Here is a 23292-nt window from a genome sequence, read left to right as displayed (position 1 = left end):
TTACGGCGCATTGTCCGTTACCCTGCAAATCGCCTGGCAACCCGCACATTGTCCGCTAATCCGCGGCCAGCGCGGAAAGCGGTTTCAGGTATTTTTCCGCCGCATACGACGAAAGATAAAACGCGTACGGCACCGCGTCGGACGTGCACAAATAATTGCCGTCGTTGTCTTTGCCGAAAACGGTAACCCGAACCGTGCGCACTTCTCCGGAAGAAGCCGCGGCGAGCGTTACGGTACCCGCCGCTTCCTCGGAATCGGGGAGAACGACGTTGTCCGGCGCCCAGGAAACGACGTTCAGCGCGGCAAGCGAATCGATCCAGGAAGCGGCTTTTTCCGCATCCACCGCCGACTGCAAATCGGAACCGTCCGAATCCGGAACGAGCTGCCAGCGCGGCGGTTCGCCCGACTTTTCAAGCGCGTACGATTGCGCGCCCGCGCCGGAAGCGGCTCCGAGCGTTACCGTCACGCCGCCGATATCCGCGGCGGACAGCGTGTAGACTTTCCGGCTTCTGAAATCATCCGCCGATTTGTTCAAAAGCGCCGGAACGTTGCCCGACACGAGCAGCACGTCTTTTTTACCGTCAAGCTGCACGTACGTTTGCTGCGTCGTAACAGACGTTTTTCCCACCGTAAGCGTCCGCACCGCCTGCCCGTTCGTGAGAAGCGTTACCTTTATTCCTTTTCCGTCGGAAAAACCGTACCGGCTACCGTCTCCGTCCGGAGAAACGGTTCCCAACACCTTCAGCATACCGGCCGTACGCAAAACGGTATCGACCGCCGCCGAATCCGCCGCGCGGAACGAATCCGGCGACGTTTCGGAACCCGATGTTTCGGAACCCGCAGCCTCGGAGCCTTTTGCCGAAGCACCGGATACCGCCCAGGTTCCGTCTTTTAAGGCGAGTGTTACCGTACCGTGCACGTTTTCGATAACGACCGTATCCGGCTCCACGCCGAGCGTAAGCTCGCGCACCTGATTGCGGCCCGAAAGGACGAGCTGACCGGCGTATATCGCCGCAAGAATTCCGATCAGAGTCACTAATACTGTTTTTCTAGTACTCATTCCGCCACCCCGCTGTTGTCCGTTTCCGATACGGCGTCCGTCTCTCTGGGATCGGATGCCGCGTATCCGGCGCGGATCTTTTTACGCCGCGCAACGCGCAGCCGCCACACGATAAGCCCGGCCAACGCAACGAGCGCGGGCACACCGTACTGGTTGAATACTTGCGCCGCTTTACGTGCCGCTGCGTTTTTGAACGTCAGCGTATCGAGCGAAAGTCCTTTCGTTCGCATTGCACACAATTCAGGCGCACCGTTCAAGTAATCAAGTGCGTTCTGCATGAAAAACGCAATTCCCTGCTGCCCCGACTCGTCTATCATCTGCGGCGTCAGCATCAGCGAAGACCCGGCAACGAACAGTTTACCGCCGGCAACGCTTTGTGCCAAATGGTCGTTCACCGCAAGCGCCGAATCGCCCGAACCGGCAGAATTCGCCGCACCCGGCGTTTCAGAATCCGCCGTTTCGGGTGCACGATCGAACGCACTGGAAAACCGGCCTTCTGCGATCAGCGCGAGCGCTTCGCGTCCCGTATAGCCTTCCGCGGGAGGCTTGACGTACAGCGGATTGAGCACGATATTATCGGAAACCGTCCAGGATTCGGGCGAAGACTGCGCCAAAATCGAAACGGTGTGCGCGCCGCCGTCCGCCGTTTCCAAAACGCGAACAGAGCCGGCCTGCAAAAACAGCACGTATCCCAGATTTTCCGAAACGACGTGTTTCTGGTTCAATCCGTTTTTCTGTATCAGCGGTGCAAAATTCAGCGACGTTTTACCGTATCCTTGCTGAATGCTTTCAAAACACTGCGCGTCCATAACGTAATTTTTATCCGCCGCAATTCCGTACGCGTTCAGCAGCCGGTCGAGCCCCGTTTCAACGGGAACGAACGTCGACGGTTCGTAATACGACTGAGCGGCGACTTCGGCAAACGGATCCAGCAGGAACATGACGTTTCCGCCTTTCATGATAAACTGATCGATTTTATACAATTCCGCTTCGGAAAACGCCGTCTTTGGACCGGCGATCATCAGCGTCGAAAGTCCCGCCGGAATCGCGTCCGCAGTCAGATCAAGCGGTTTGAGCGTATACGATCCGGAAACCAGCCCCGTAAAAACACCGGCACCGCTGCGGGTATCGTTCAAATCGAGTTCGCCGTGACCGGTTACGTATCCGATCTCGACCGACTGCGCGAGCAGACTTTTCAGCGTTTCGGGAAGCGACTGTTCAAGTTCGTCAAGTCCCGCGACCGCGTATCCGCCGAACAGTGTCCGCGACAGATACAGCGGAAGCTGCCGGAACGAATCGCCGTATTCGAGAACGGCGCCGATAACGCCGCGGTGAACGGTACCGTCGCGTTCCTTCCATGAAAGCGTCTGCAGCCCGTACCGCGCGGCAAGCGAATCCGCTTCATCCGGCGACGGATCGACCCGCTGATACGTCAATTTATCCGAAGACTGCTTTTTTACGGCGGCGTACGCGTCCAACACCGACTGTTCGATACGGTCGAAACCGCTGATACCGAACGGCGCGAGCCGGGACGAAACGTACAGCGTCAATTTTACGTCGCCGCTCAAACCGGCGAGCGTATTAACCGACGAAATCAGCCGCGACATGGCCGTCGTCAGTTTGTATTCAAATCCCTCGGCGGAAGAAATGCCGTCGAGCGTTTCCATGCCGTCGCCGTACACGAGGACCAGTCCCATGTACGCGCTTTTCACGCCGAATTCGTTGTTTTTTATTTCCTGAATCTGTATCGGCCTGATATTGTATCCGGCGGCAAGTTCGGCGTTTTCCGGTTTATCCACATCATAAAACTCGTACGAAAAATGCCGATTCGCCGCGCCCTTGTATTCGGCCAGCAGATCGCGTACGTACTGTTCAACCGAATTATACGGCGCCGGCAGATTTTCCGAAAAAAACGCTTTTACCGAAAGCGGCGCGTCGAGCGTTTTCACCAGTTCGCGGCTCGCCGGAGACAGCGAATACGAGCGCGCGGACGTCAAATCGATTCTGAAAAACGCGCGGCTGCACACCAGATTCAGCAGCACGACGGCTATCACGAACAATATGAAATCACCGCGGCTGCCCGCAAACCAACGGGCAAAGCCGCCCGTACGGCGACCGTTTCCGCCGCGAACGGCGCTATCCGAATTGCCGGATCGTTGCGGCCTGACGGCGCGCCGATCCGTGTCGATAGGTTCCAATTTGTCTTCCATAAATTACGCCCTCCTCCGTCTTTCAACCGAACACACCGTCAGTCCGATAAACACCGCCGTGAGCGACAGGAAATACACGATGTCGCGGCTGTCTATAATACCGCGCGCGACGGATTCAAAATGAGCCGAAGCGGACAGGAAATTCGCCGCGCTTACGAACGCTCCCGGCAGAAAAACCAGAAAATTGTCGATCATCGTAAGCACGATGCACACTGCAAACGCGGTAAAGAACGCGATAATTTGATTTTTGGTGATGGACGACGCGTACACGCCTACGGCGCAAAACGCTGCGGCAAGAAAAATCGCGCCGATGTAACCGCCCGCAAGCGGTCCCGGATCCGGATCGCCGAACACGGCCGCCGTCGCCGCGTACAGCAGCGTCGGTACCAGCATCGACGCGGACGCAATCAGCGACGCGAGGTATTTGCCGGCAACCACGTCGGCCGCGCTTACCGGAAGCGTCAGCAGCGTTTCCAAACTGCCGCTGCGCGTTTCTTCGGAAAAAACGCGCATGGTGAGCGCCGGAATGAAAAACGCGAACAGCACCGGCAGCAGCGTAAAAAACTGCCGCAGTTCCGCCCGATCCGCCAGAAAAAATACCGAAAAGAAAAAGAATCCCGAAAACACCAAAAAAAGCCCGGTAACGATGTACGCAATCGGCCCGGTAAAATACGCGGCCAATTCGCGTTTCATGATAACGAACGCCGCCCGTTTTGCACCCGCACGGCGGGCGGACGCAGTGCATGTCGTATCTATACCGGCTGAATCTATGCCGGCCGTATCTATTTTAAAAGAAGCGTTACGGCCGGCACGTTCGCTGGCAGTACGTTCGCTGGCAGTACATTCGTTGGCAGTACGTTCGCTGCCGGCCTTTTCCGTCTCGTTCTCAAATCGTTCACTCATCGGCGTCACCTCCGGCCGTTACGTTTCTGAACACGTCTTCCAGACTGTTCCGGCAGACGTTCATTTCATATAAAATCCAGCCGCGCTTTACGATCTCCGCAAAAACGGCAGGTCTGAGTTCCGTTCCGGCGGAAAAGGAAACGTCCGCACAGGCCGCCGGCCGGTCTTCCGCAGCGGGCAGCGTGCACGATTCCGCCGTTATCGCAACTGCCGAACCGTCGGAATCGACGCGGGTTGCGTTCCGGCACGCCGTTTCAAGCGCATCCTGCAATTCAGCCGCCGTACAACCGGCGGCCGCAACGTGCAGCGACGCGCCGTTTCCGTAACGCAGCCGCAGTTCGGCAGTCGGACTGTCCGCAACGATTTTTCCGTGCGCAATGATAACGACGCGGTCGCACAACATTTCGACTTCGCCCAAAATATGGGTGGAAATGATGACCGTGCGGGTTTTGCCGATTTCTTTTATCAGAGCGCGAACTTCGCCGATCTGATTCGGGTCAAGACCGCCCGTCGGTTCGTCCAAAATCAAAATTTCGGGATCGTTCATCAGCGCGTGAGCAAGCCCAACCCGCTGCCGGTAGCCGCGCGACAGATCCGCAATGTTTTTGTGCATCACGTCGCGCAGTCCGCATTCGGCAACTAAAACCGGCAGCCGCTCGTCGGCACACACGCCCTGCATGTCGGCGACGTACCGAAGGTAATCGTCCACGATCATATCCGCGTACAGCGGCGCCGATTCGGGCATATACCCGATCTTGCGTTTTGCCCGCACGGGGTCGGACGCGATATCCTGCCCGTCGATTTTGATGCTGCCGGAAGACGGTTCAAGAAATCCGGTAATCATTCGCATCGTCGTCGTCTTGCCCGCACCGTTCGGTCCCAGCAATCCGACGATTTCGCCTGTCTGAATGGAAAAACTGACGTCATCCACTGCCCGGAACGTTCCGAACGAGCGGCTGACATGCTCCGCCTCTATCATGCGACCTCCAAATGATGAATAAAATGAGATGCGCAAATCCGTACGGAATACCGTGCGCCCCGTACGGAATTACTTTTATAAAGATATACCCTATTTAAATGAAAAAAGACAAACGAAGTTACAGAATTGAAAACTGCGGAGGCGTTTGCGGGAAAAGGGATAGCGTATTACAATATACGTATATGAGGAGACGAAAATGTATGATTTAATTGCGTCGAATTACAGTTCGATATTTCCCCTGGAAGCTGCAACCGTTCGTTTTATAGAATACTATCTCAAGACGATCAATGCTAAAAAAATACTGGATATCGGCTGTGCAGCGGGTGATTTGGCGTTAGCCCTCTGTCAACGCGGATACTTCGTGTCGGGTATCGATTTGAACAAAAAAATGATAGATATTGCGAAAGCTAAAGCCGGAAAACACAACGCTTCAGTCAGTTTTAAAACACAAAATATGCTGGAGCTTGACGCGAATGAAAAATTCGACTGCGTCCTCTGCTTGGGAAACACGTTGCCTCACGTGTCGTCATGGACCGAACTTGAAAAGTGTATCACGATAATAAACCGACTGCTGAATAAAAACGGTATTTTCATCTTTCAAATACTCAATTATGATAAAATAGTACGAGATGCATCCGTTCAATTTCCCAAAAAGGAAAACGGCGAGTACGTTTTTTCCAGAAACTATACGAACATTACTGAAGACAAAATCACGTTTGAAATCGATTTCTTCGATAAAATCCGGGGCACGCACCATACGGATTCTACGGAATTGTTACCGGTAAAAAGGACAAGAGTTCTGGAGTTATTACAGGCTGACGGATTCATCGATTCGCAAGTGTTTTCAGATTACGAAAAAAATACCGCCGGACGCGATGACTTTTACAACGTATTCGTTAGCCGGAAACGATAAAAGAATCGCGCCTCGCCGTCAGCCTGCTCTGTTCTCCGGTACAGGCGGAGGAGATGGGACGTTCAGCCTTTTACCGCACCGGCAACCAGTCCTTTTATCATGTATTTTTGAAAAAAGAAAAAAAGCAGTACCATCGGCAGCGCATATTGCACAGGGAAGAAGCAGGTTTTATCAGAACGGTGATATTTTCAGGCACGGAGAACTTCTCCGGTATCGGATAGTCCGGCGATCATAGATACCGCACTGAACGGCAACTCTTTCTGGAACGATTTCATTTTTGCAGTATAGCACACTGACGGCAATCGGGGAACCGGCCGGCAACATTCGGGAGTTCAATCTCACGCTATCCGGCAGCAACGGGGCGGCGTTACCGCAGTCGTATCCAGAGCTTCAGCATGAAAGATTACAGCCAGCTTTCATAATTTACCGATTGATATTGACGAGTGGTGAACAATGTGCGAACGCTTTATTTGATATAACGGAGAGTTTATACGGATCCTCATAAAATGTTTGTAAAAATGGACAATTTGTGATAATATAATGAATAATCAAGGCGAAACGGCATTTTATACCACCGGAATCGTGGTAGAGAGGATGTTATATGGAGCTGATGAAGAAATGTTCGATGGACGCCGCTTTCGCGGCGCACATACTTGAAGTATTTAATATTATTTGATATAATTTTTGGTTTGAGGTTGAAATGGCACGATCGAAGAATAAACAACAGAACTATATGGTTAAATCTGTAGACGATGCTAAAAAAATTGCATTTGTTTATCTTAAATCAATAATGCTTGATAAAGTAATTGATTTCGGACTACCAGAAGTTGATGATCGTTACCATATTTGGCGTGTTCCCCTGCTTCATAATAGTCATCTATTGGGTGAAGTAGTAATTGATTCATTGACAAGCTTAATTGATGAGCAAAAAACAACAAAGCCTAATATTTTAGAGAATCGAATACTTCAACGAAAAGAGAATACTGCTCAATCCAAAAAAAATGGTGATAGCCCAAAGATTTCTCATGTAATCAACACAATTGGCTTAGGTGATTCGGAAGAGCTTCTTAACGAAACACCTGCAGAATCAATTGATCTAGTTTTTACATCACCGCCTTATTACAACGCAAGACCAGAATATGCTGACTACGAAACCTATGAAGATTATTTGAATAAAATGCGGAAAATAATCCGTGCCTGTCATCGAGTATTAAATGAAGGACGTTTCTTCGTAATTAATATTTCTCCAATACTAATTAGAAGATCAAGTAGAAGTGAATCATCAAAACGTATCGCTGTTCCATTTGATTTTCATCGTTTGTTTATTGAAGAAGGATTTGAGTTTATTGATGACATTATTTGGGTAAAACCAGAGGGTGCCGGATGGGCAACAGGACGCGGACGGCGTTTTTCTGCTGACAGAAATCCTCTTCAATACAAACCTGTTCCAGTAACAGAATACATTCTGGTATATAGAAAAAAGACCGACAAACTTATTGATTGGCATATTCGCAAACACCCAGATCAAAAATTAGTCGAACAATCAAAAATTGAAGATGGCTATGAAGTAACAAATATTTGGAAAATTACTCCGGCTCATTCAAAAAAACATCCAGCTATTTTCCCTGTTTCTCTTGCTGAAAAAGTAATACAGTATTATTCATTTGTTAATGATGTCATCCTTGATCCTTTTGGTGGAATCGGAACTGTAGGAGATGCAGCAAACAAGTTAAACCGTCGTTATGTTCTTTTTGAAATGAATGATGAATATATGAAGGAAATTAAACAAAAAGCATTACGGTGGACATCAGGAAAAGTTGATCAGATTAACTGGATTAATACACAACCACCTAATAGAAATCAAAAATACCTTGAGTTTACAGGAGAAGATGATGAATAAGAAAAGCATTTCAGCTCTTATTCCAAAAACAGGCAAGGAACTCTCTTTTTATTCTGGTACTGAAATTATTGATAGGTTAGGCGAAGATGTCATACGATCTGTTGTATTATCAATATTATCTGGTGGGAATGTAAGATCATTAACTGAAAGCCTCACAAGACGAAGGTTGAATTTGTCAAATGGGGCAATGCTTATCACATTCCTCGCATGCTTAAAAAACATTGATAACTTTAGTGAGAACCTAAACACAATTATTGCAGAAGAGTTAAATAAGAAAAAAACGATAAGGAAACCAAAATATTTCTAAACTGGATTGTCGGTTTAACAGGAAAAAGCATACAAAATGTATTAAGAAGTGATGACTCAGAGTTTCAATCATACTTAACAGATTTATCTGCATCTCTTGAGAAAAGTGTTGCTGAGTCTTCACAAGTATATGGGGAACTTACTGCAAAAATCATTGATAAGGAAAATCAGGAATATTTCCTACAATGGCCTGAACTACTTCAACTATTTACAGCAATTGGTGCACAAACATTAACTATACGTGGTTCTGAAAAATCTATGTATGGGAAGTTTTTTGAAAAATTGGTACTTGGATCTTTATTAAGTGTATTAGGTTTTAAATTGAAAGATGATCCAAGTATTACAAAAAAAACATTCTGGCTCTCTCAAAGAGAAGATAAACGAGAAAGCGATGCGACATTAATAGTTGAACCAGGTATTGGCGTACGTTTTGATATTGGTTTTATAGGTCCTGGGAACACCGAAATTTCACTTGATAAAGTATCACGATTTGAAAGAGAAATAGAGATGGGCCGACAAAAATACTATATGTCAACAATAATACTCGTTGATCGAATAGGAGAACGTAGTAGAATTGTTGACATGGCAAAAAATATCGATGGAACTATTATTCAAATGAGTATGTCAAACTGGGTGAAAGAAGTTGCGACAGTATTAAAACAAAAGACAAACTATAAAGCAGAAATACTTTCGTTATCAGATGATGACTGTAAAGAATATATAGAAAAAAAACTTAAAAATATCGATTTGCATCTATTCATTTAGTCATTCATCTAACAACTGCTTCAACCTCATATGATGAGACCTCTGTCAACATAGAAAAGGGACAAAGCTGACGATTTATAACGGCTTGACCACTCTCATATACGTGGATTGGATACCACAGGTCAATGGTCCGCCAGAAATAAGTCCGTCCTCTCTGACAATAGGATTCAGATCTTTGTAATAAAAAGAACTGTCCTTACGGTTGAATCGACGATGACTTGAATAGCGTAATCGTCAAACTTTGTCCCCGAGCAAAACACAATAATTATGCAATATTATTCGTCATCATTCCCCAAATAAAACAGGCCATTTCACGGGCGGCTGCAGTCGTCGCTTTGTTTGGGTTGACACCACGAAAAATCATTGAGTTCCTTTTTCGTTTGATACGTTCGGTGGCTTTATCGGCATAGAAAACAATCAAAGGATTCATGTCTTTCTGCCGCGCTAATAAACGAAGCGATTTTTTCCCGCATAACTGCGAGTGGCTCATGGATTGTGCGGCCTCGATCAATAGACATCGCAAGTGTTTATTTCCTGCCTTTGTGATTCCCCTGTTTTGGCTTGATAAACCACTTGCATGAATACCCGGACATAAACCAAGATAGCTTGCGAAATACGTTGCCTTTTCAAAACGATTGAAGTCTTCGACCTCAGAAATAAGAGTTACGGCGGTAAGAATGCTGATACCGCTGAAACAGCATAGTTTTTTAACGTCATCTTTGATTAAGGGGGTTTCCGCAATTTCTGCGATTTTGTCATCGAGCCTGGATACCCTGCTCATTTGGTGATTGACCTCGGAAAGATATTCTTCAAAAGAGTAGCGTTCGATATCATTAGTGAACTCGAGAGTCTTGAGCCAAGCATAAAACTTTTGCGTCCAGTATTTAGATCTGTTGCCATAGGGATATACCATGCCTTTTCTCAGTAAGAAGGACAGCAAAATTTGCTTTGCTCTCTTTTGGGCTTTCAATGCGGTAGCTCTGGTTCGGGTTAATTCCTTAATCGTTTCCATTTCTGGCGTTAAGACGTTCACTGATTTATAGGTGTTATGGGCTAAATGCAGGGCGAGCTGACGAGCATCGATTTTATCAGTTTTTCTTTTTTTATCATCTGTCGATTTAGGCAGTGATGATGGCGCCATAACAACGCAGGATATATTTTTCTTTTGGAGCTCTCGACATAATGAAAATCCAGTTGGCCCTGCCTCGTATCCGCAGACGACCATCACATCATCATCCTTAAAACGATTTTCGATCGTCTTAATATATGCAAGTACTGCAGTAGTCTCTGATTTAATCGTTGTCTCTGAAAACATATAGTTTTCATGAGAGTCAAAACTGCAAAGACTGTACGTGTCCTTATGGACATCCATTCCAATATAAACTATTCTATTCATGAAGGGGCCTCCGTTTGTGTGCGGTATGCACGTATTGGTTTCCAGTATGCTGCTAATCCGCGATTAATAACATACTGGAGGTCTCTTCATATTGTCTGATAATTCCTTTTGTCATGAAAATTGCAGTCGTCGCTTCGCTCCTCGGCAAAAAGTGCGCCAATGTACGCAATGCAGGTTAAGCAAATGTTAGCTGGACACCGCACAGCGGTGCTCAATGGAGAAAGTTTATAATGAAGAATAAAAATATATGATGACAAATAAATCAAACGGTAATAAAGTAATAAATTTTTTACAAGAGAATGATTTTATATGTGATGATTGTTTATCAGAAAAATGTAGTATCTACCCCAGACAACAAATAAACTCAATAACAACAAAACTTGCTTCTGAAAAAATAGTAAACAAAGAAAAAGGTATTTGTTCCATTTGTTTAAAAGATAAATTAGTTTCATCAAAAGCAATATCAAAAATACAAATACAAACAAGAAAAATGCTATTTCCAACAGAAAAAGAAATTGAAAAGTATTTATTAAAATGGAATTCTTTAGACAACTATGTTCTTCAAGAAAGTAGTTTAGATAAATTATTTCATAGAACATATCCTTCCAATACAGAAATGGATGATGTTTTAATAAAAGTTTGTTCATTAAATGATTTCTACAGTACCAATATTTTTTCACCATTTGATGTAGCAAAACATATTGTTCAATTAAAAATAGATGAAAGATTAAAAGAAGGTGATTTAAATTTGGTAAATGATATAGCAACAATTACAATAAAAAAAAGGCAAATAAATTTCTATTCGTTTGCTTCTAAATATTGTAGTCATCATTTTGAAACTAAATATCCAATCTTTGATAGTTTTGTAGAAAAGGTTTTAAAATATCTTCGAAAAGAAGATAAATTTTATATGTTTGAAGATTGTGAATTAAAACAATACAAAAAGTTTTATAATATTCTATTAGAATTTAGGAAATTTTACAAATTAGAGAAGTATAATCTAAAAGAGATAGATAAGTATTTATGGCAAGTTGGAAAAGACTATTTTCCGAAGAATTATAAAAAACACAGCTAACACAGTTTTCAACGCTGACAAACGGGTCAAGCCCGTTTGCAGGTTAAAACAATGTTGGATTGACGCCGCTCGTGCGCAAAAAAGGATAAAATATGAAGAATATAATTCAGTATCTACAAAGCGATGAAACAAAAGAACGAATAGTCTCCCTTATTAATGATAATATTCTGTTGTATCAGGGAATAAATACAGATATTCAAATACAGAAATACACTGGCTTGATTTATAATCAATTTGTTAAAGAATGTGTGCAGAACAACCAGTATGTTTCACTTTCAAATAAAACAATAAACGCGATTAATGAGATCTATAAACAACTCGTACTTAATTTGCGCAAAATTAGTAGTAAAAAATATGAAATTATTGAATTACGCTGTATAGTCGATGAACATCGAAATAAGTTAGTTTCAGCACTTGAAAACAATGATTATGAGGATAAAAAAGAACAATTATTTATTCCCTGCGCAGAATATACTGGTGAATTTCAGAACGAAATCCTAAGAACTGATCTAAATCAATTACATGAACCAATTATCGATATCGGCTGCGGATTATCATATGAATTAATTAAACTATTACGAAGAAATGGTTATTCAAAAGTATATGGATTAGATCAATATGTTAGTAATGATTCAAAAGTAGCATGTAGTAATTGGTTTGATTATTCATTCCAGGAATCAACTTGGGGAACGATTATTGCTCATATGTCATTTTCGAATCATTTACGAAGATCAATAATTAATAGCGACGAATATAAAGACACATATATGAAGAAGTATTATGAAATACTCCATTCATTAAAGCAAGACGGCGTGTTTATATATACACCCTCGGTTAAAGTAATTGAGGATGAATTAAATAGAAGCGAATATGAAATACAGTATTTCCGAAACGTTAATGATAAAAACCTTGATACTGTATATATAAGAAAATTGCTCTAACAACGATTTCGACCCGACAGCGCTATTGTCACGTTGCTTGCATAGATTTCACACAAATATTGTTTTGCAGTAAATGCAAGCAGCGCGCCAATGACGTGCTGCAGGTTAAAACAATGTTAGCGCTGCGCGCGCGGATATAATATTATAAACCTACAGGAGATTTATTATGACACATGTAATACTTGAAAAATCTTATTGGTTCATATACTTATAGATAAAGCTAATAATATATAAATAAGAAATTATTGAAATAGCTTTCAATTTATTCAGGCATAGTTTTGTATATTAGCAATAAGGTATTATTAATTGTCCATTATAAAACGTGTATAAAAAAGGATATAAAAAAAGCAGGAGATTTTTTATGAAAGAAAACTACATTAAGCAATTTGAACAGTTTTATCGGATGTTTTCAGACATTGTTAATGGCTTTAGTGATGATGCATGGGTATCGGTTGGGCATAAATTAACTGTTCCTCAAAAACTATCATTTCATATTCTTCAGTCAACTAAGTTTTATATGACTGATACTTCTAATTTTGAAGAATGTAATGGGAATACAGGCTTATGTCATGATTACAAAATTGATAATAATTTTAGTATTAAAAAAGAAGAAATAATAATAAATATCAAAAAGCAATATGAAAAAATAAAGAACTGGATTGAAAATATAGATTTAAATGAAAAGAATGAAAAATTTCCATGGACCGGGAAAGATATTGAAAGTGTAGTTATATTCATATCCAGACATAGTTACTACCATCTTGGTGAGTTGAATTGCTTATTAAATGAAAATTTACTCGGTGAGGGCGATGATTTCTTTGCTCATAATATATGGTAACCGCAATTAAACAAAAAGGCCTAACAACTGCTTCAACCTGATGCTTTCTTTGTCACGATTTGTGCTGTTGCTTCGCAAAAACCGCAAAGGCAGGTTAAAATATAGTTAGCTGGACGCTGCACACGCGGCAGATTAATACAGAATAATATCATTAATCAGTTATTTAGAAGTAAATAGAATAGGTTGTTATCGTATTAATACATTTTTTTATTAATGAAAGAATGAAATCAGTATTGAATCATATTTACTAAATATTGGAGTTATATACTAATAGTCGTTATTTGGTAGATTTTATGACCCCATAATTACGCAGATAAAATTTCGCTTTTGGAGAATATTAAATGTGCTTTAAATTGATTCCTCTTGAACTCGAACACTTAACACAATTTTAAAAAGATATGCAAGAATCTTTTCAACAAGGTGCAGTTGATGGGTTTAGTGATGTAAATACAGAAATACTTCCTGAAAAAGATATTGATATATCTGTTTCTGTTAATGGTTCCTTTACTTACGAAGCGTGGTTTGATGGAAAGTTAGTTGGTGGCGCAATTGTTGTTATCAACAACGAAACACAACATAATCATCTTGATTTTTTATATGTTAAAAAGGGAAGTCACAGTAAAGGCTTAGGACAGTTAATATGGAATGCAATTGAAAAATTATATCCTGATACTAAAATATGGGAAACTCATACGCCATACTTTGAAAAACGGAATATACATTTCTATGTTAATAAATGTGGATTTCATATTGTAGAGTATTATAATAAGTATCATAAAGATCCAAATGAAAAAGAAGATGCAGAGCAGTTTCCCGAAAATGATTACTTCGCAGATTTTTTTCGTTTTGAAAAAAACATGAAATAGATATTGATGTAATAACGGTATTTAGTGATAGTGAAATAAAATATGGACGAAATAGTTAACAACTGCTTCAACCAGACTCGGCTATGTCACGATTCTTGCTAGTCGTCGCGCCCCAACTACGTTGGGGAACGCTCCTCGGCAAGAATCGCGCCAATCCGCTATGCGGAACGGGCTGCGCAGCTCAAGCCCGCTGCGGTGTAAAACAATGTCAGGCTGACGTCTGCAGGGCGCTAAAATATGCAAAAAATACTATGTTACGAGTATATGGCAGCATAATAATTGCAGATGCATATAAAAATTGTTGACTATGCATATAATATGCAATACTATTATGCATAGTAGGATATATATGAGAACAACATTAGAACTCCCTGACACACTTGTATAGGAAGCGATGGCGCTTACAAAAATTCAAACGAAAACGGATGTAATAAAGGTTGCGCTTGAAAATCTGATTCAAAAAGAAAAAATACAAGGTTTAAAAAAATATTACGGAAAAGTTGACCTTGGAATAGATGTAGATACGCTGCGGAAGCGTGCATAAAATGATACTTATAGTACAAAATGCGATTGATAATAATATGCAACTTTTTTCATGCGATAAGCATTTCAGGTCAATGAGTAATTTATTTGGATTACAATTGTTTATGCGGGAAAGTCTAACAAAAAGTTAAACTTGACATTGCTGTTATCAGGAAACCTGCTAAACGCTTCGTGTTCTTCACACGGGTTTCGCGCCAATTTTTGCTACGCAAAACCGGCAGTGCAGGTTAAGCAAATGTTAGATTGCCCCTTGCGGGCGTCAGGAGAGGGAAAAAAGAATATTTTTTGCATAAGGAACAATGTGAAAGATAACGAAGCTTTTTTATGAAAATCTACTGCTTTAGAATAAAACTATAAAGAAATAAAATTATGGAGATAAAATAAGATGAAAAAATGGTCATTTTTTGGATTTTTATTTGTTGTATTTATATTATTTTCTTGTTCTTCGCAACCATCATATTCTAAACAAAGAAATTTAATTAAACCATTGCTTGATTCTGAATTTAAGAGTATTATTGAATCAGCTCCTGAAAATTCCAGAATTGGTGTTGATTGGTGTTTTGACTTACGTTTTGAGGAAGGTACTGTATCTACTGTTTCAGATTGGGTACAACGACAAATTGAGAGATTATTGGTAGATTCAAAAAAATTTGTTGTAGTAACTCGTCGTTATTTAAAAGATATACAAAGGGAACAGGAACTACAATTATCTGATAGAATGGATGATAAAACAGCTTTATCACTAACTCGCAATCTTGGTTTATCTTATTTTGTTAAGCCTGAAATTACTCGATCCGGTTCATTAAGTATACAGGTTATTGATGCAGAAAGTGGAAGAGTATTTTATGTAAATATTGTTGACTTTTATTAAGGTGGTCAATTTTGGGAAAATCTATACTAATTGTTTCTGTTATTGTATTTATTTTGGGATTTGGCATCGGGCACTCATGTTCACGTGTAGAAGAGAAAATTGTTTATCAAAAAGAATATATAAATGATCCTGATAAAGTATCAAAAACGATTATGAACTCTGAAATTGAAAAAGCAAAAAAAACTTCTTATGACATTGGTTACACAGACGGGCGTAAGATTGGTTATGACGAAGGAACAGAGTACGGTAAAGGACTTATATTGGAACAAATTGATTTACGCATTGAAAAAGCTGTAAAGACTGATAAAAACGTTCCTTTATTTAAGGTTAAAGACCAATAAATTTTTTGAGTTTGGATCGATTTTAGTAAATAGGATACAAAAAATAAGGAGTTTTCTAGTCTGACAACTCGAATTGGATTTTCTGGGATAAAAGTTTGTTTACAAGGGAAATGTAATCTTTGTCATTTGAAAGCGATTTTATCCAGATTAAGCCTTAATTCTTTTAAAGGAATTTGCATTTGTTATACGCCATGAATGGTCAAACGGAGGCGTATAAAGTAAAGACAGATCCGTCCATCATGGTTATCGCCGAGACGCTTGTCTTGGGCCCTAGAAAAATTTGTTTTCCATTGGAGTCAAATGTTCCGTAGCCAGGCTTCAGTCCAGACTGGAAAAGCACAAATGGGAGCGAAACGCAAACAGAGTCCCCGCTGCATCTGCTGAGCGCTTACAGTCACAAACTTGACGTGGTCTTGGTGCAAAAAAATACAGCCGTGAAAAAAGTAATGAAATCACAGGCTGCCAGCAGCTTTTGGGCAGCCTGAAACTTTCAGAAGCGGTGATAACCACCGACACAATGATGTGCCAGAAGGAAATAGCAGATAAGATTATATTCTGGCGTCAAAGAAAAACCACCTGTTGCCGTATGAAGAAGTGAAAGAAGTCTTTGAATGAGAAGGCAGGCAATCTTTTTCACATTATGAAACGTTCGGCAAAGCCATGGCAGAACAGAGCGGCGTGAGGAGAACAGGTATCATTTGCCGCGTCAATGAAGTAAAAACGTTTGCCCAGGCAGAGAGAAGCCGTTGGAGTATTGAAAATAACCTGCATTGGTGTCCGGATGTCGTTTTCAAGGACAATGAATGCCCGGGGCTGGACAGGAATGCGGCGGAGAATCTTGCCATAATCAGGCGTATAATCTACAACAAAATCAAGATGCTTTCCGACAAGGATACTTTGAGAATGCACAAACGTTGCCGCAGCCGTACCAGTCCCGTATTGACACAAAGAGCGGCCCCCGCTATCATATGCCGATGAATTACGATACATCGAAACCTCTCGCCGCGCTGTTCGACCTTGACGGCGTCATCATAGATACCGAAAATCAGTATTCCGTTTTTTGGAACGGAATAGGAAAAACCTACCTCGGCCGGGACGACTTCGGAACCGCGATCAAGGGTTCCACGCTCCCGCATATTTACGCCGCGCATTTTTCCCGAATGTCTCACGTACAAAACGAAATAACCGCGGCGCTCGATGCGTTTGAAGCGGACATGGACATGCAGTTCGTAGCGGGGTTTCCCGAATTTTTCACCCAAATGAAAACTGCCGGCTGGCAAGCGGCGATCGTTACCAGTTCCAACGCCGCAAAAATGGCAAGCGTGTACCGGCGCCGCCCCGAACTGCGCACCTGGTTCAGCAGCATTTTTACCGCGGAGCAGTTCACACGCAGCAAGCCCGCCCCCGATCCGTATTTATTCGCTGCCGAAAAACTCGGCGTTCCCGTACAAAACTGCGTCGTGTTTGAAGACTCCGTCAACGGGCTCACGTCCGGCAAGAGCGCCGCCATGAAAGTCGTCGCGCTCACTACCACCAATCCGGCGGAAGCCGTCGCACCGTTCGCCGACCTCATTGCACCCGACTTTACCGCTTTAACGGAACGCGAAGTCAGACGACTCGTAATCCGCTGATTTTTCACGCCAGCGCGGCCGGTTCCGCCGTTTCCGTTTCACGGCCCGGTACGCCGTAGACTGCAAACAGTTTCCGTGTTTCGGCTTTATCATAAGACGAATCGCTTGAATAGCCTTGTCCCACGTACACGGAATTTTCACTGCCGGCGTCCGCCGTATATGCTCGCCGTACGTGCTTTCAGCCGATATGCAAACTCATCGATTACTCCTTGTGTGATTGAAATACGGCGGGGAACCGAAACCGGAAACTGTTCCCCGCCTGCATAAAAATCGTACGTTCGCGTTCCTATTTTATCAAATTACCTTTTTCCCCGGACACCACGATCTGCCCGATTTTTATCAGTTCCGCGATATCCGATACTTTTTGCACAACCGCCGCATCGAGGTTGGGATTTTCGGCGGGAATTCCGACGCCGTCGTTCTTTACGTCGAAATACAGCGTCGTTCCGCCGGGGAAGCTCTTGTTCCGTTCCGCTTTTATCATATCGTAGGCGGCGACGTCGATGCGTTTAATTGCCGAAGTGAGAATAACGGATTTTTTTCCGGAATACACACCCTGTTCGTACTGGTCGGAATCGACGCCGACTATCCACACGCCTTTCTGCGCGCGCGCTTTGGCTTCGTTGATAGCGCCGACACCGACGCCGCCCGCCGCACAATGTATGACTTTTACTCCGCGATCAAACATTTGAGCGGCCAACTGCTGCCCGGCGGCAACGTCGCTGAACGTTCCCTGATAGATGACGTTTTCAGGTTTCAGCGTAATCTTCGTTCCCAGATTTTTATTGGCGTACGCGATTCCTTGCTGCCAGCCCCAGTTGAATTTTTGTACCGCAGGAATTTCCATTCCGCCTATAAAACCGAAATCGCCTTGCCGAACCTGCAAAGCCGCAGCGACGCCGGCAAGAAATCCCGCTTCGTGTTCGGCAAAAAAGATGGAAACGGTGTTTCCGCCGACTTTTTCTTTCCGCGTCGCATCGTAGGCACCGTTGTTCGGACTGCCGTCCAAAATGACGAATTTCGCTTTAGGATATTTGTCCTGTGCGATAAACAGCGCCGTTTCAAATTTGAATCCCGGCATGATGATCAGCCGATATCCGGCATCGTACAGATTGCTTATTTCCTTCAGATAATCGGCTTCAGTCGTTCCCGACGGCTTCAGATATTTTGCTTTCAGCCTCCATTCTTTCTGTGCTCGGACTATTCCTTCCCAGGTACCCTGATTGAAAGACCTGTCGTCGATCGTTCCCGCGTCGGTAACCATTCCGACTTTCTGTGCAAACACGTTCAGGGGAATCAGCGCGCATAACGCAAGAATACTCAACATTGAAATCAATTTTACTTTCATTTTCATCTCCTATCAGATTATATCGTTCAGTATAGCCGCGAATCGGCATAAAACGGTGAAGCCCGTCAATCCGTACGAAGCTTTTTCGGCTGCCGTTTCATTTTTTCCCGACTATCTGCACACCGTTGCTCGTTCCCAACCGCCGAACGCCCATTTCAACGTACCTGCGCGCCGTTTCATAATCGCGAACGCCGCCGGAAGCTTTGACTTTCGCGTTCACTCCGACGGTATCAAGCATCAGCTGCGCGTCTTCAAACGTCGCCCCGCCGGTTCCGAATCCGGTCGACGTTTTGACAAAATCCGCGTGCGCGGCAACGGCCAATTCGCACGCCTTTATTTTTTCCGCCTTATCCAGATAACAGGTTTCGATAATGACTTTCAAAACACGGGAACCGATCGCCTTTTTTACGGCGGCGATTTCTTCCCGAACCGAATCGTACGAACCGCCCTTCAGTAACCCGATGTTGACGACCATATCGATTTCATCCGCCCCCTGCTGTACGGCAGTCGTCGCTTCATATACTTTCGCTTCTTTCGACATCGCACCGAGCGGAAATCCGACTACGGAACACACTTTTACGCCTGAATCGCCGACTTCTTTTTTTGCCAGCGGCACCCAGCAGGAATTGACGCACACCGAATGGAATCCGTATTCTTTTGCTTCAGCGCATAACTTCCGTACGTCCGCTTGCACAGCCGTTGCAGCAAGAATCGTGTGATCGATATACCCGTTCATTTTCACGTCCATATTTCATTCTCCTATGAAAAAGCAAGACGAAAGAGTCTGCTTTCCGATTGATTTTTCACGCTGCTTTGAAAAAGCAGCAGACAATAACACAGTTTGCAACGCAAACTCTCACCCGTTCACCTAAAAATCATCGCTGCCCTTTGTCAAAGATGACCCCGGAAGCGCGCGGCGCCTGCGTCGTCTTTGAAAAGAATACCAAAACGCACAGCGTTACGATATACGGAAATACTTTCAGCACGACTTCGGGAATCACCTGCAGCGCCGGTTCCGCCTGAGACGAATTCGCCAGCGTTACGGCAAAGCCGAAGAAAAAAGTTGCGCCGAGAATTCCCCACGTCTTCCACTGACCGAAAATAAGCGCCGCCAAGGCAAGAAAGCCCATACCCGCGACGGACCCGTTGAATTCACCGGAATACGTTACCAGAATGGCCGCGCCGCCCAAAGCCGCGAACGCACCCGAAATCATCACGCCGGCATACCTTATCCGGTACACGTTGATACCGGCGGCGTCCGCCGCGTGCGGATTTTCACCGCAGGAACGGAGCCTCAGGCCGAATTTCGTTTTATTCAACACGGCGGCGCTTATCAGCAGAACAGCTAAAATCACCCACGTCGTGCCGTACGTCTGCCGGAACAGCAGCGGCCCGACGACCGGAATACGAACCAAAAGCGGGATGTCGAACCGGGGAACGCCTTGCTGTAATTGAATGTTTCCCGAACCGGTTACGATACGGGCAAGATACACCGTGACGGCTCCGGCGATCATGTTTATCGCAGTCCCGCTGATAACCTGATTCGCGTTTAAATTGACACTGGCGAACGCATGAAGCAAAGAAAACAAAACTCCCGCGAGCATTGCAAACGGCAGGCTCACCCAAACTGCGGCGATGCCGATAATCGGATAAAAAACGGAAGCAAAAACGGCGCTGGCAAAAGACCCTATGATCATCAGCCCTTCCAAACCGATATTGACGATTCCGCTGCGTTCGCTGAACAGACCCCCTAAAGCCGTAACGAGCATCGGCATTGCAAACGCAATCGCATACGGAAATATGTTTACGATAACAGACCACATACTATCCTCCTATCTGCCTATTTTTGCAAGAAAACGGCGAATCATGACGCTCGTTGCCGAAAAATAAATGATTACCGCAATAATCGTATCGCCGATTTCCGGCGGAATATCGGTCATCGCGTTCATAAACCCCTTTCCGCTTTGCAATATGCCGAAAAACAAAGCGGAAAGCACGACGCCGGCCGGAGCCGTTGCGCCCAAAAGCGCCACCGCTATACCGTCGAATCCTTGAGACGGCATAACGCCGATCTGAATGGTAGAAGAGTATCCGCAATACAGACAAAACCCCGCGACACCCGACAACGCGCCTGATATGACCATGGATGCGACGATATTACGATTCACTTCGATTCCGCCGTATTCGGCGCAAAATCGGTTAAAACCGACGGCTTTCAGCTGATATCCGAGCGTCGTGCGGTTCAGAACGACCGCAGTGCAGACGACGGCGGCGAGCGCGATAAAAATTCCCAAATTGATATACGAGCCGTCGAACAACGCCGTCAGCCAATTCACTTTCAAAGAAGCACCCGCCGTTATATGCCGGGATTCCGTTTCAAAACTGCCCTTAAAATAAGCCGGCACTACGTAATACACAATCCAATACGCAATCCAGTTCAGCATGATGCCGGAAACCACTTCGTGAACGTTAAACCGTGCTTTCAAAAACCCTGAAACGGCTCCCCAAACTCCACCGGCGGCAAACGCCGCCGCAAACATCATCATCAGCAGCACCGGTTTCGGAAGCGGCACCGTTAAACCGATCATCGTGGCACACAAACCTCCGCATAAAACCTGACCGGACGTTCCGATATTGAACAATCCGGTACGGAAAGCGAATGCCACCGATAATCCCGTCAAAACGAGCGGCGTCGCCATCGCGAACGTATCGCCTATGCGCTCGACGGACATCAGACCGCCTTTGAACAGGAACAGATATCCGCTGAACGGATTGTTTCCGGTACAAAGCATCAATATGCCGCCGACGAAAAGCCCCAGTATAACGGCGAGCAGTCCGACCAAAAATTCCCTGCCCGTTCTTTTACGCGACATCATGATTCCTCCTTACTCCCGCCATCATGAGACCTATTTGTTTTTCCGTTACCGACGCGGCGTCCGCTACGTCGATCAATTCACCGTGACTGATAACGGCGATTTTATCGGAAAGACCTAAAATTTCATCCAATTCGAGTGAAACGAGCAGAACCGCCTTTCCTGTATCGCGCAGTTCAACGATTCGACGGTGAATGTATTCCGTACTGCCGACGTCGAGCCCGCGCGTCGGTTGCACGGCCACCAGCAAATCGGGATGTAAGGAAAATTCCCTGCCGACAATCGCCTTTTGCTGATTTCCGCCGGACATGGTTCTGACAATTGAGGCAGCTCCCTCGGGCGAACGGACGTCGAAATCCCTGATTATGCCCTGCGCGTATCCGGCTATCGCTTTGCGATCCATAAATCCGTATCGGGAAAAAGGTTCGGTGCGGAATTCATGCAGGATCAAATTCTCTTCTATATTATAGTCAAGAACGAGTCCTCGTTTTTGCCGATCTTCGGGAATATGAGCCAAACCTTTTTTTATCCTGTCACGCACCGGCAATCGGCTGATTTCGGTTCCGTTCAGCAAAATCGAGCCGCTTTCTATCGGCCGCAACCCCGTCAGCGCTTCAATCAATTCGGTTTGTCCGTTGCCGTCGACACCGGCCAGGCCGACAATTTCTCCGGCGTGCACGCAGAGACTGAAATTTTTTACCGCCGGTACTTTTCGCGCACTTTTAACGGAAAGATTTTCGATTTCCAATATCGCTTCGCCGGGTTTCGATTTTTCCTTTTCAATCGTGAGAAATACTTTACGGCCGACCATCAATTCGGCCATTTTTTCTTCACTCGTTTCACGAACGGACACGGTGTCTATCAGTTCCCCCTGCCGGATGATCGTACAGCGGTCGGCAATCGCTTTTATTTCTTTCAATTTATGGGTAATCAGTATGATTGATTTTCCTTCCGCTTTTAAACTTTTCAAAATGCGGATAAAATCTTCAATTTCCTGAGGAGTCAGAACCGCCGTCGGTTCATCAAAAATCAATACATCGGCGTCCCGGTACAGCATCTTCAGAATTTCAACGCGCTGCTGCATCCCTACGGAAATGTCTTCTATTTTTGCATCAGGCTGCACGTTGAGCCCGTATTTTTCCGACAGAAACCGGATTTTTTCCGCAGCGTTTTTTACATTTAAAAAGGGGCCGCCAGTAGGTTCCCTTCCCAACACGATGTTTTCCGTTACCGTAAAATTGGGAACCAGTTTGAAATGCTGGTGAACCATGCCGATCCCCAGATCATTTGCAACGTTCGGGTCGTTTATCCGCACCGCTTTGCCGCAGATTTTCAATTCGCCTTCGTCGGGCTGATACAAACCGAACAGGATACTCATCAGCGTCGACTTCCCGGCGCCGTTTTCTCCGAGCAGCGCGTGTATTTCCCCTTTTGCCAGTTGTAAGGTTATATCAGCGTTCGCCTTAATTCCGGGAAAAAACTTGCTGATATGCAGCATCTCTACAACATATTCCATAAAAATACGCCCCCTTT

The 23292-nt window shown here is 44.6% G+C and carries 23 protein-coding genes; 12 read left to right on the top strand and 11 right to left on the bottom strand.

The features are described 5' to 3' along the window. Positions 1 to 55: 55 nt before the first annotated feature. The 4 genes from TREBR_RS00430 to TREBR_RS00415 are packed head-to-tail and all read right to left on the bottom strand — an operon-like array spanning position 56 to position 5152. Positions 56 to 1060, bottom strand: coding sequence for a DUF4340 domain-containing protein (locus TREBR_RS00430; RefSeq protein ID WP_013757264.1), 1005 nt, complete (start codon positions 1058 to 1060; stop codon positions 56 to 58). Further along, complete coding sequence (locus TREBR_RS00425) at positions 1057 to 3270, bottom strand: GldG family protein (protein ID WP_013757263.1); 2214 nt, start codon at positions 3268 to 3270, stop codon at positions 1057 to 1059. The genes TREBR_RS00430 and TREBR_RS00425 overlap by 4 nt, the downstream gene beginning before the upstream one ends. 3 nt (positions 3271 to 3273) lie before the next feature. Next, a complete protein-coding gene (locus TREBR_RS00420) occupies positions 3274 to 4173 on the bottom strand; it encodes an ABC transporter permease subunit (protein ID WP_013757262.1) in 900 nt (299 codons plus the stop codon). Further along, positions 4166 to 5152 carry an ABC transporter ATP-binding protein gene (locus TREBR_RS00415; protein WP_013757261.1) on the bottom strand — a complete coding sequence of 329 codons (987 nt, stop codon included), beginning with the start codon at positions 5150 to 5152 and terminating at the stop codon, positions 4166 to 4168. Before TREBR_RS00415 ends, TREBR_RS00420 begins: the two co-directional genes overlap by 8 nt. Positions 5153 to 5348: 196 nt before the next feature. On the opposite strand from TREBR_RS00415, the gene TREBR_RS13345 reads away from it, so the two are divergent. The 4 genes from TREBR_RS13345 (at position 5349) to TREBR_RS00395 (ending at position 9036) form a co-directional block, all read left to right on the top strand. Then, positions 5349 to 6065 carry a class I SAM-dependent methyltransferase gene (locus TREBR_RS13345; protein WP_013757260.1) on the top strand — a complete coding sequence of 239 codons (717 nt, stop codon included), beginning with the start codon at positions 5349 to 5351 and terminating at the stop codon, positions 6063 to 6065. A gap of 700 nt (positions 6066 to 6765) precedes the next feature. Then, positions 6766 to 7965: a DNA-methyltransferase gene (locus TREBR_RS00405; protein WP_013757259.1), complete on the top strand. Its 1200-nt coding sequence runs from the start codon at positions 6766 to 6768 to the stop codon at positions 7963 to 7965. Beyond that, positions 7958 to 8272 (top strand): hypothetical protein, encoded by a 315-nt coding sequence (locus TREBR_RS00400; protein WP_041610270.1) that lies wholly within the window; start codon positions 7958 to 7960, stop codon positions 8270 to 8272. Before TREBR_RS00405 ends, TREBR_RS00400 begins: the two co-directional genes overlap by 8 nt. Beyond that, on the top strand, positions 8263 to 9036 hold the full coding sequence (locus TREBR_RS00395) for a CfrBI family restriction endonuclease (RefSeq protein ID WP_156786579.1): 774 nt from the start codon (positions 8263 to 8265) through the stop codon (positions 9034 to 9036). Before TREBR_RS00400 ends, TREBR_RS00395 begins: the two co-directional genes overlap by 10 nt. A 265-nt stretch (positions 9037 to 9301) precedes the next feature. Here the strand turns inward: TREBR_RS00395 and TREBR_RS00390 are convergent, their stop codons facing one another. Continuing rightward, positions 9302 to 10432 carry an IS110 family RNA-guided transposase gene (locus tag TREBR_RS00390; RefSeq protein WP_013757258.1) on the bottom strand — a complete coding sequence of 377 codons (1131 nt, stop codon included), beginning with the start codon at positions 10430 to 10432 and terminating at the stop codon, positions 9302 to 9304. Between the two features lie 247 nt (positions 10433 to 10679). On the opposite strand from TREBR_RS00390, the gene TREBR_RS00385 reads away from it, so the two are divergent. From TREBR_RS00385 to TREBR_RS00365, 7 genes are all read left to right on the top strand, one after another. Further along, positions 10680 to 11507, top strand: coding sequence for a hypothetical protein (locus tag TREBR_RS00385; RefSeq protein ID WP_013757257.1), 828 nt, complete (start codon positions 10680 to 10682; stop codon positions 11505 to 11507). A gap of 92 nt (positions 11508 to 11599) precedes the next feature. After that, a complete protein-coding gene (locus TREBR_RS00380) occupies positions 11600 to 12448 on the top strand; it encodes a hypothetical protein (RefSeq protein WP_013757256.1) in 849 nt (282 codons plus the stop codon). A 361-nt stretch (positions 12449 to 12809) separates the two neighbouring features. Next, a complete protein-coding gene (locus TREBR_RS00375; protein WP_013757255.1) occupies positions 12810 to 13286 on the top strand; it encodes a hypothetical protein in 477 nt (158 codons plus the stop codon). A 398-nt stretch (positions 13287 to 13684) separates the two neighbouring features. Further along, positions 13685 to 14152, top strand: a complete 468-nt coding sequence (locus TREBR_RS00370; protein ID WP_013757254.1) for a GNAT family N-acetyltransferase — start codon at positions 13685 to 13687, stop codon at positions 14150 to 14152. Between the two features lie 394 nt (positions 14153 to 14546). Further along, positions 14547 to 14696 carry a type II toxin-antitoxin system VapB family antitoxin gene (locus TREBR_RS13985; RefSeq protein WP_013757253.1) on the top strand — a complete coding sequence of 50 codons (150 nt, stop codon included), beginning with the start codon at positions 14547 to 14549 and terminating at the stop codon, positions 14694 to 14696. 384 nt (positions 14697 to 15080) lie between these two features. Then, on the top strand, positions 15081 to 15566 hold the full coding sequence (locus tag TREBR_RS14200; protein WP_013757252.1) for a CsgG/HfaB family protein: 486 nt from the start codon (positions 15081 to 15083) through the stop codon (positions 15564 to 15566). An 11-nt stretch (positions 15567 to 15577) separates the two neighbouring features. Next, positions 15578 to 15907 carry a hypothetical protein gene (locus tag TREBR_RS00365; protein WP_013757251.1) on the top strand — a complete coding sequence of 110 codons (330 nt, stop codon included), beginning with the start codon at positions 15578 to 15580 and terminating at the stop codon, positions 15905 to 15907. 633 nt (positions 15908 to 16540) lie between these two features. Here TREBR_RS00365 and TREBR_RS14195 read toward each other — a convergent pair. Continuing rightward, positions 16541 to 16897 (bottom strand): hypothetical protein, encoded by a 357-nt coding sequence (locus TREBR_RS14195; RefSeq protein WP_156786578.1) that lies wholly within the window; start codon positions 16895 to 16897, stop codon positions 16541 to 16543. Between TREBR_RS14195 and TREBR_RS00355 the strand changes: the two genes are divergently transcribed. Next, positions 16882 to 17538 carry an HAD family hydrolase gene (locus TREBR_RS00355; protein ID WP_041610268.1) on the top strand — a complete coding sequence of 219 codons (657 nt, stop codon included), beginning with the start codon at positions 16882 to 16884 and terminating at the stop codon, positions 17536 to 17538. The genes TREBR_RS14195 and TREBR_RS00355 overlap by 16 nt on opposite strands. Positions 17539 to 17824: 286 nt before the next feature. Here the strand turns inward: TREBR_RS00355 and TREBR_RS00350 are convergent, their stop codons facing one another. The 5 genes from TREBR_RS00350 to TREBR_RS00330 all read right to left on the bottom strand — a co-directional run bounded on the left by TREBR_RS00350 (position 17825) and on the right by TREBR_RS00330 (position 23275). Beyond that, positions 17825 to 18886, bottom strand: coding sequence for a BMP family lipoprotein (locus tag TREBR_RS00350; RefSeq protein ID WP_013757249.1), 1062 nt, complete (start codon positions 18884 to 18886; stop codon positions 17825 to 17827). Between the two features lie 97 nt (positions 18887 to 18983). Next, a complete protein-coding gene (gene deoC, locus TREBR_RS00345) occupies positions 18984 to 19634 on the bottom strand; it encodes a deoxyribose-phosphate aldolase (RefSeq protein ID WP_013757248.1) in 651 nt (216 codons plus the stop codon). Positions 19635 to 19761: 127 nt separating this feature from the next. Next, on the bottom strand, positions 19762 to 20709 hold the full coding sequence (locus TREBR_RS00340) for an ABC transporter permease (protein ID WP_013757247.1): 948 nt from the start codon (positions 20707 to 20709) through the stop codon (positions 19762 to 19764). A 9-nt stretch (positions 20710 to 20718) separates the two neighbouring features. Continuing rightward, positions 20719 to 21762, bottom strand: coding sequence for an ABC transporter permease (locus tag TREBR_RS00335; protein ID WP_013757246.1), 1044 nt, complete (start codon positions 21760 to 21762; stop codon positions 20719 to 20721). After that, entirely contained in the window at positions 21749 to 23275 is a 1527-nt protein-coding gene (locus TREBR_RS00330; protein WP_013757245.1) for an ABC transporter ATP-binding protein, read from the bottom strand. Before TREBR_RS00330 ends, TREBR_RS00335 begins: the two co-directional genes overlap by 14 nt. Between the last annotated feature and the right edge of the window lie 17 nt (positions 23276 to 23292).

Origin of the sequence: Treponema brennaborense DSM 12168 (assembly GCF_000212415.1) — a bacterium.
GTDB classification, from domain to species: Bacteria; Spirochaetota; Spirochaetia; order Treponematales; family Treponemataceae; genus Treponema_F; species Treponema_F brennaborense.
The sequence above is the reverse complement of the archived record's forward strand: the minus strand, read 5'-3'. Positions and strand labels throughout refer to the sequence as shown.

Excerpts from the sequence above, each read along its gene's own strand:
- TREBR_RS00430 (WP_013757264.1), bottom strand. The coding sequence starts at position 1,060 with ATGAGTACTAGAAAAACAGTATTAGTGACTCTGATCGGAATTCTTGCG.
- TREBR_RS00425 (WP_013757263.1), bottom strand. The coding sequence starts at position 3,270 with ATGGAAGACAAATTGGAACCTATCGACACGGATCGGCGCGCCGTCAGG.
- TREBR_RS00420 (WP_013757262.1), bottom strand. The coding sequence starts at position 4,173 with ATGAGTGAACGATTTGAGAACGAGACGGAAAAGGCCGGCAGCGAACGT.
- TREBR_RS00415 (WP_013757261.1), bottom strand. The coding sequence starts at position 5,152 with ATGATAGAGGCGGAGCATGTCAGCCGCTCGTTCGGAACGTTCCGGGCA.
- TREBR_RS13345 (WP_013757260.1), top strand. The coding sequence starts at position 5,349 with ATGTATGATTTAATTGCGTCGAATTACAGTTCGATATTTCCCCTGGAA.
- TREBR_RS00405 (WP_013757259.1), top strand. The coding sequence starts at position 6,766 with ATGGCACGATCGAAGAATAAACAACAGAACTATATGGTTAAATCTGTA.
- TREBR_RS00400 (WP_041610270.1), top strand. The coding sequence starts at position 7,958 with ATGAATAAGAAAAGCATTTCAGCTCTTATTCCAAAAACAGGCAAGGAA.
- TREBR_RS00390 (WP_013757258.1), bottom strand. The coding sequence starts at position 10,432 with ATGAATAGAATAGTTTATATTGGAATGGATGTCCATAAGGACACGTAC.
- TREBR_RS00385 (WP_013757257.1), top strand. The coding sequence starts at position 10,680 with ATGATGACAAATAAATCAAACGGTAATAAAGTAATAAATTTTTTACAA.
- TREBR_RS00380 (WP_013757256.1), top strand. The coding sequence starts at position 11,600 with ATGAAGAATATAATTCAGTATCTACAAAGCGATGAAACAAAAGAACGA.
- TREBR_RS00375 (WP_013757255.1), top strand. The coding sequence starts at position 12,810 with ATGAAAGAAAACTACATTAAGCAATTTGAACAGTTTTATCGGATGTTT.
- TREBR_RS00370 (WP_013757254.1), top strand. The coding sequence starts at position 13,685 with ATGCAAGAATCTTTTCAACAAGGTGCAGTTGATGGGTTTAGTGATGTA.
- TREBR_RS13985 (WP_013757253.1), top strand. The coding sequence starts at position 14,547 with ATGGCGCTTACAAAAATTCAAACGAAAACGGATGTAATAAAGGTTGCG.
- TREBR_RS14200 (WP_013757252.1), top strand. The coding sequence starts at position 15,081 with ATGAAAAAATGGTCATTTTTTGGATTTTTATTTGTTGTATTTATATTA.
- TREBR_RS00355 (WP_041610268.1), top strand. The coding sequence starts at position 16,882 with ATGAATTACGATACATCGAAACCTCTCGCCGCGCTGTTCGACCTTGAC.
- TREBR_RS14195 (WP_156786578.1), bottom strand. The coding sequence starts at position 16,897 with ATGTATCGTAATTCATCGGCATATGATAGCGGGGGCCGCTCTTTGTGT.
- TREBR_RS00350 (WP_013757249.1), bottom strand. The coding sequence starts at position 18,886 with ATGAAAGTAAAATTGATTTCAATGTTGAGTATTCTTGCGTTATGCGCG.
- deoC (WP_013757248.1), bottom strand. The coding sequence starts at position 19,634 with ATGGACGTGAAAATGAACGGGTATATCGATCACACGATTCTTGCTGCA.
- TREBR_RS00340 (WP_013757247.1), bottom strand. The coding sequence starts at position 20,709 with ATGTGGTCTGTTATCGTAAACATATTTCCGTATGCGATTGCGTTTGCA.
- TREBR_RS00335 (WP_013757246.1), bottom strand. The coding sequence starts at position 21,762 with ATGATGTCGCGTAAAAGAACGGGCAGGGAATTTTTGGTCGGACTGCTC.
- TREBR_RS00330 (WP_013757245.1), bottom strand. The coding sequence starts at position 23,275 with ATGGAATATGTTGTAGAGATGCTGCATATCAGCAAGTTTTTTCCCGGA.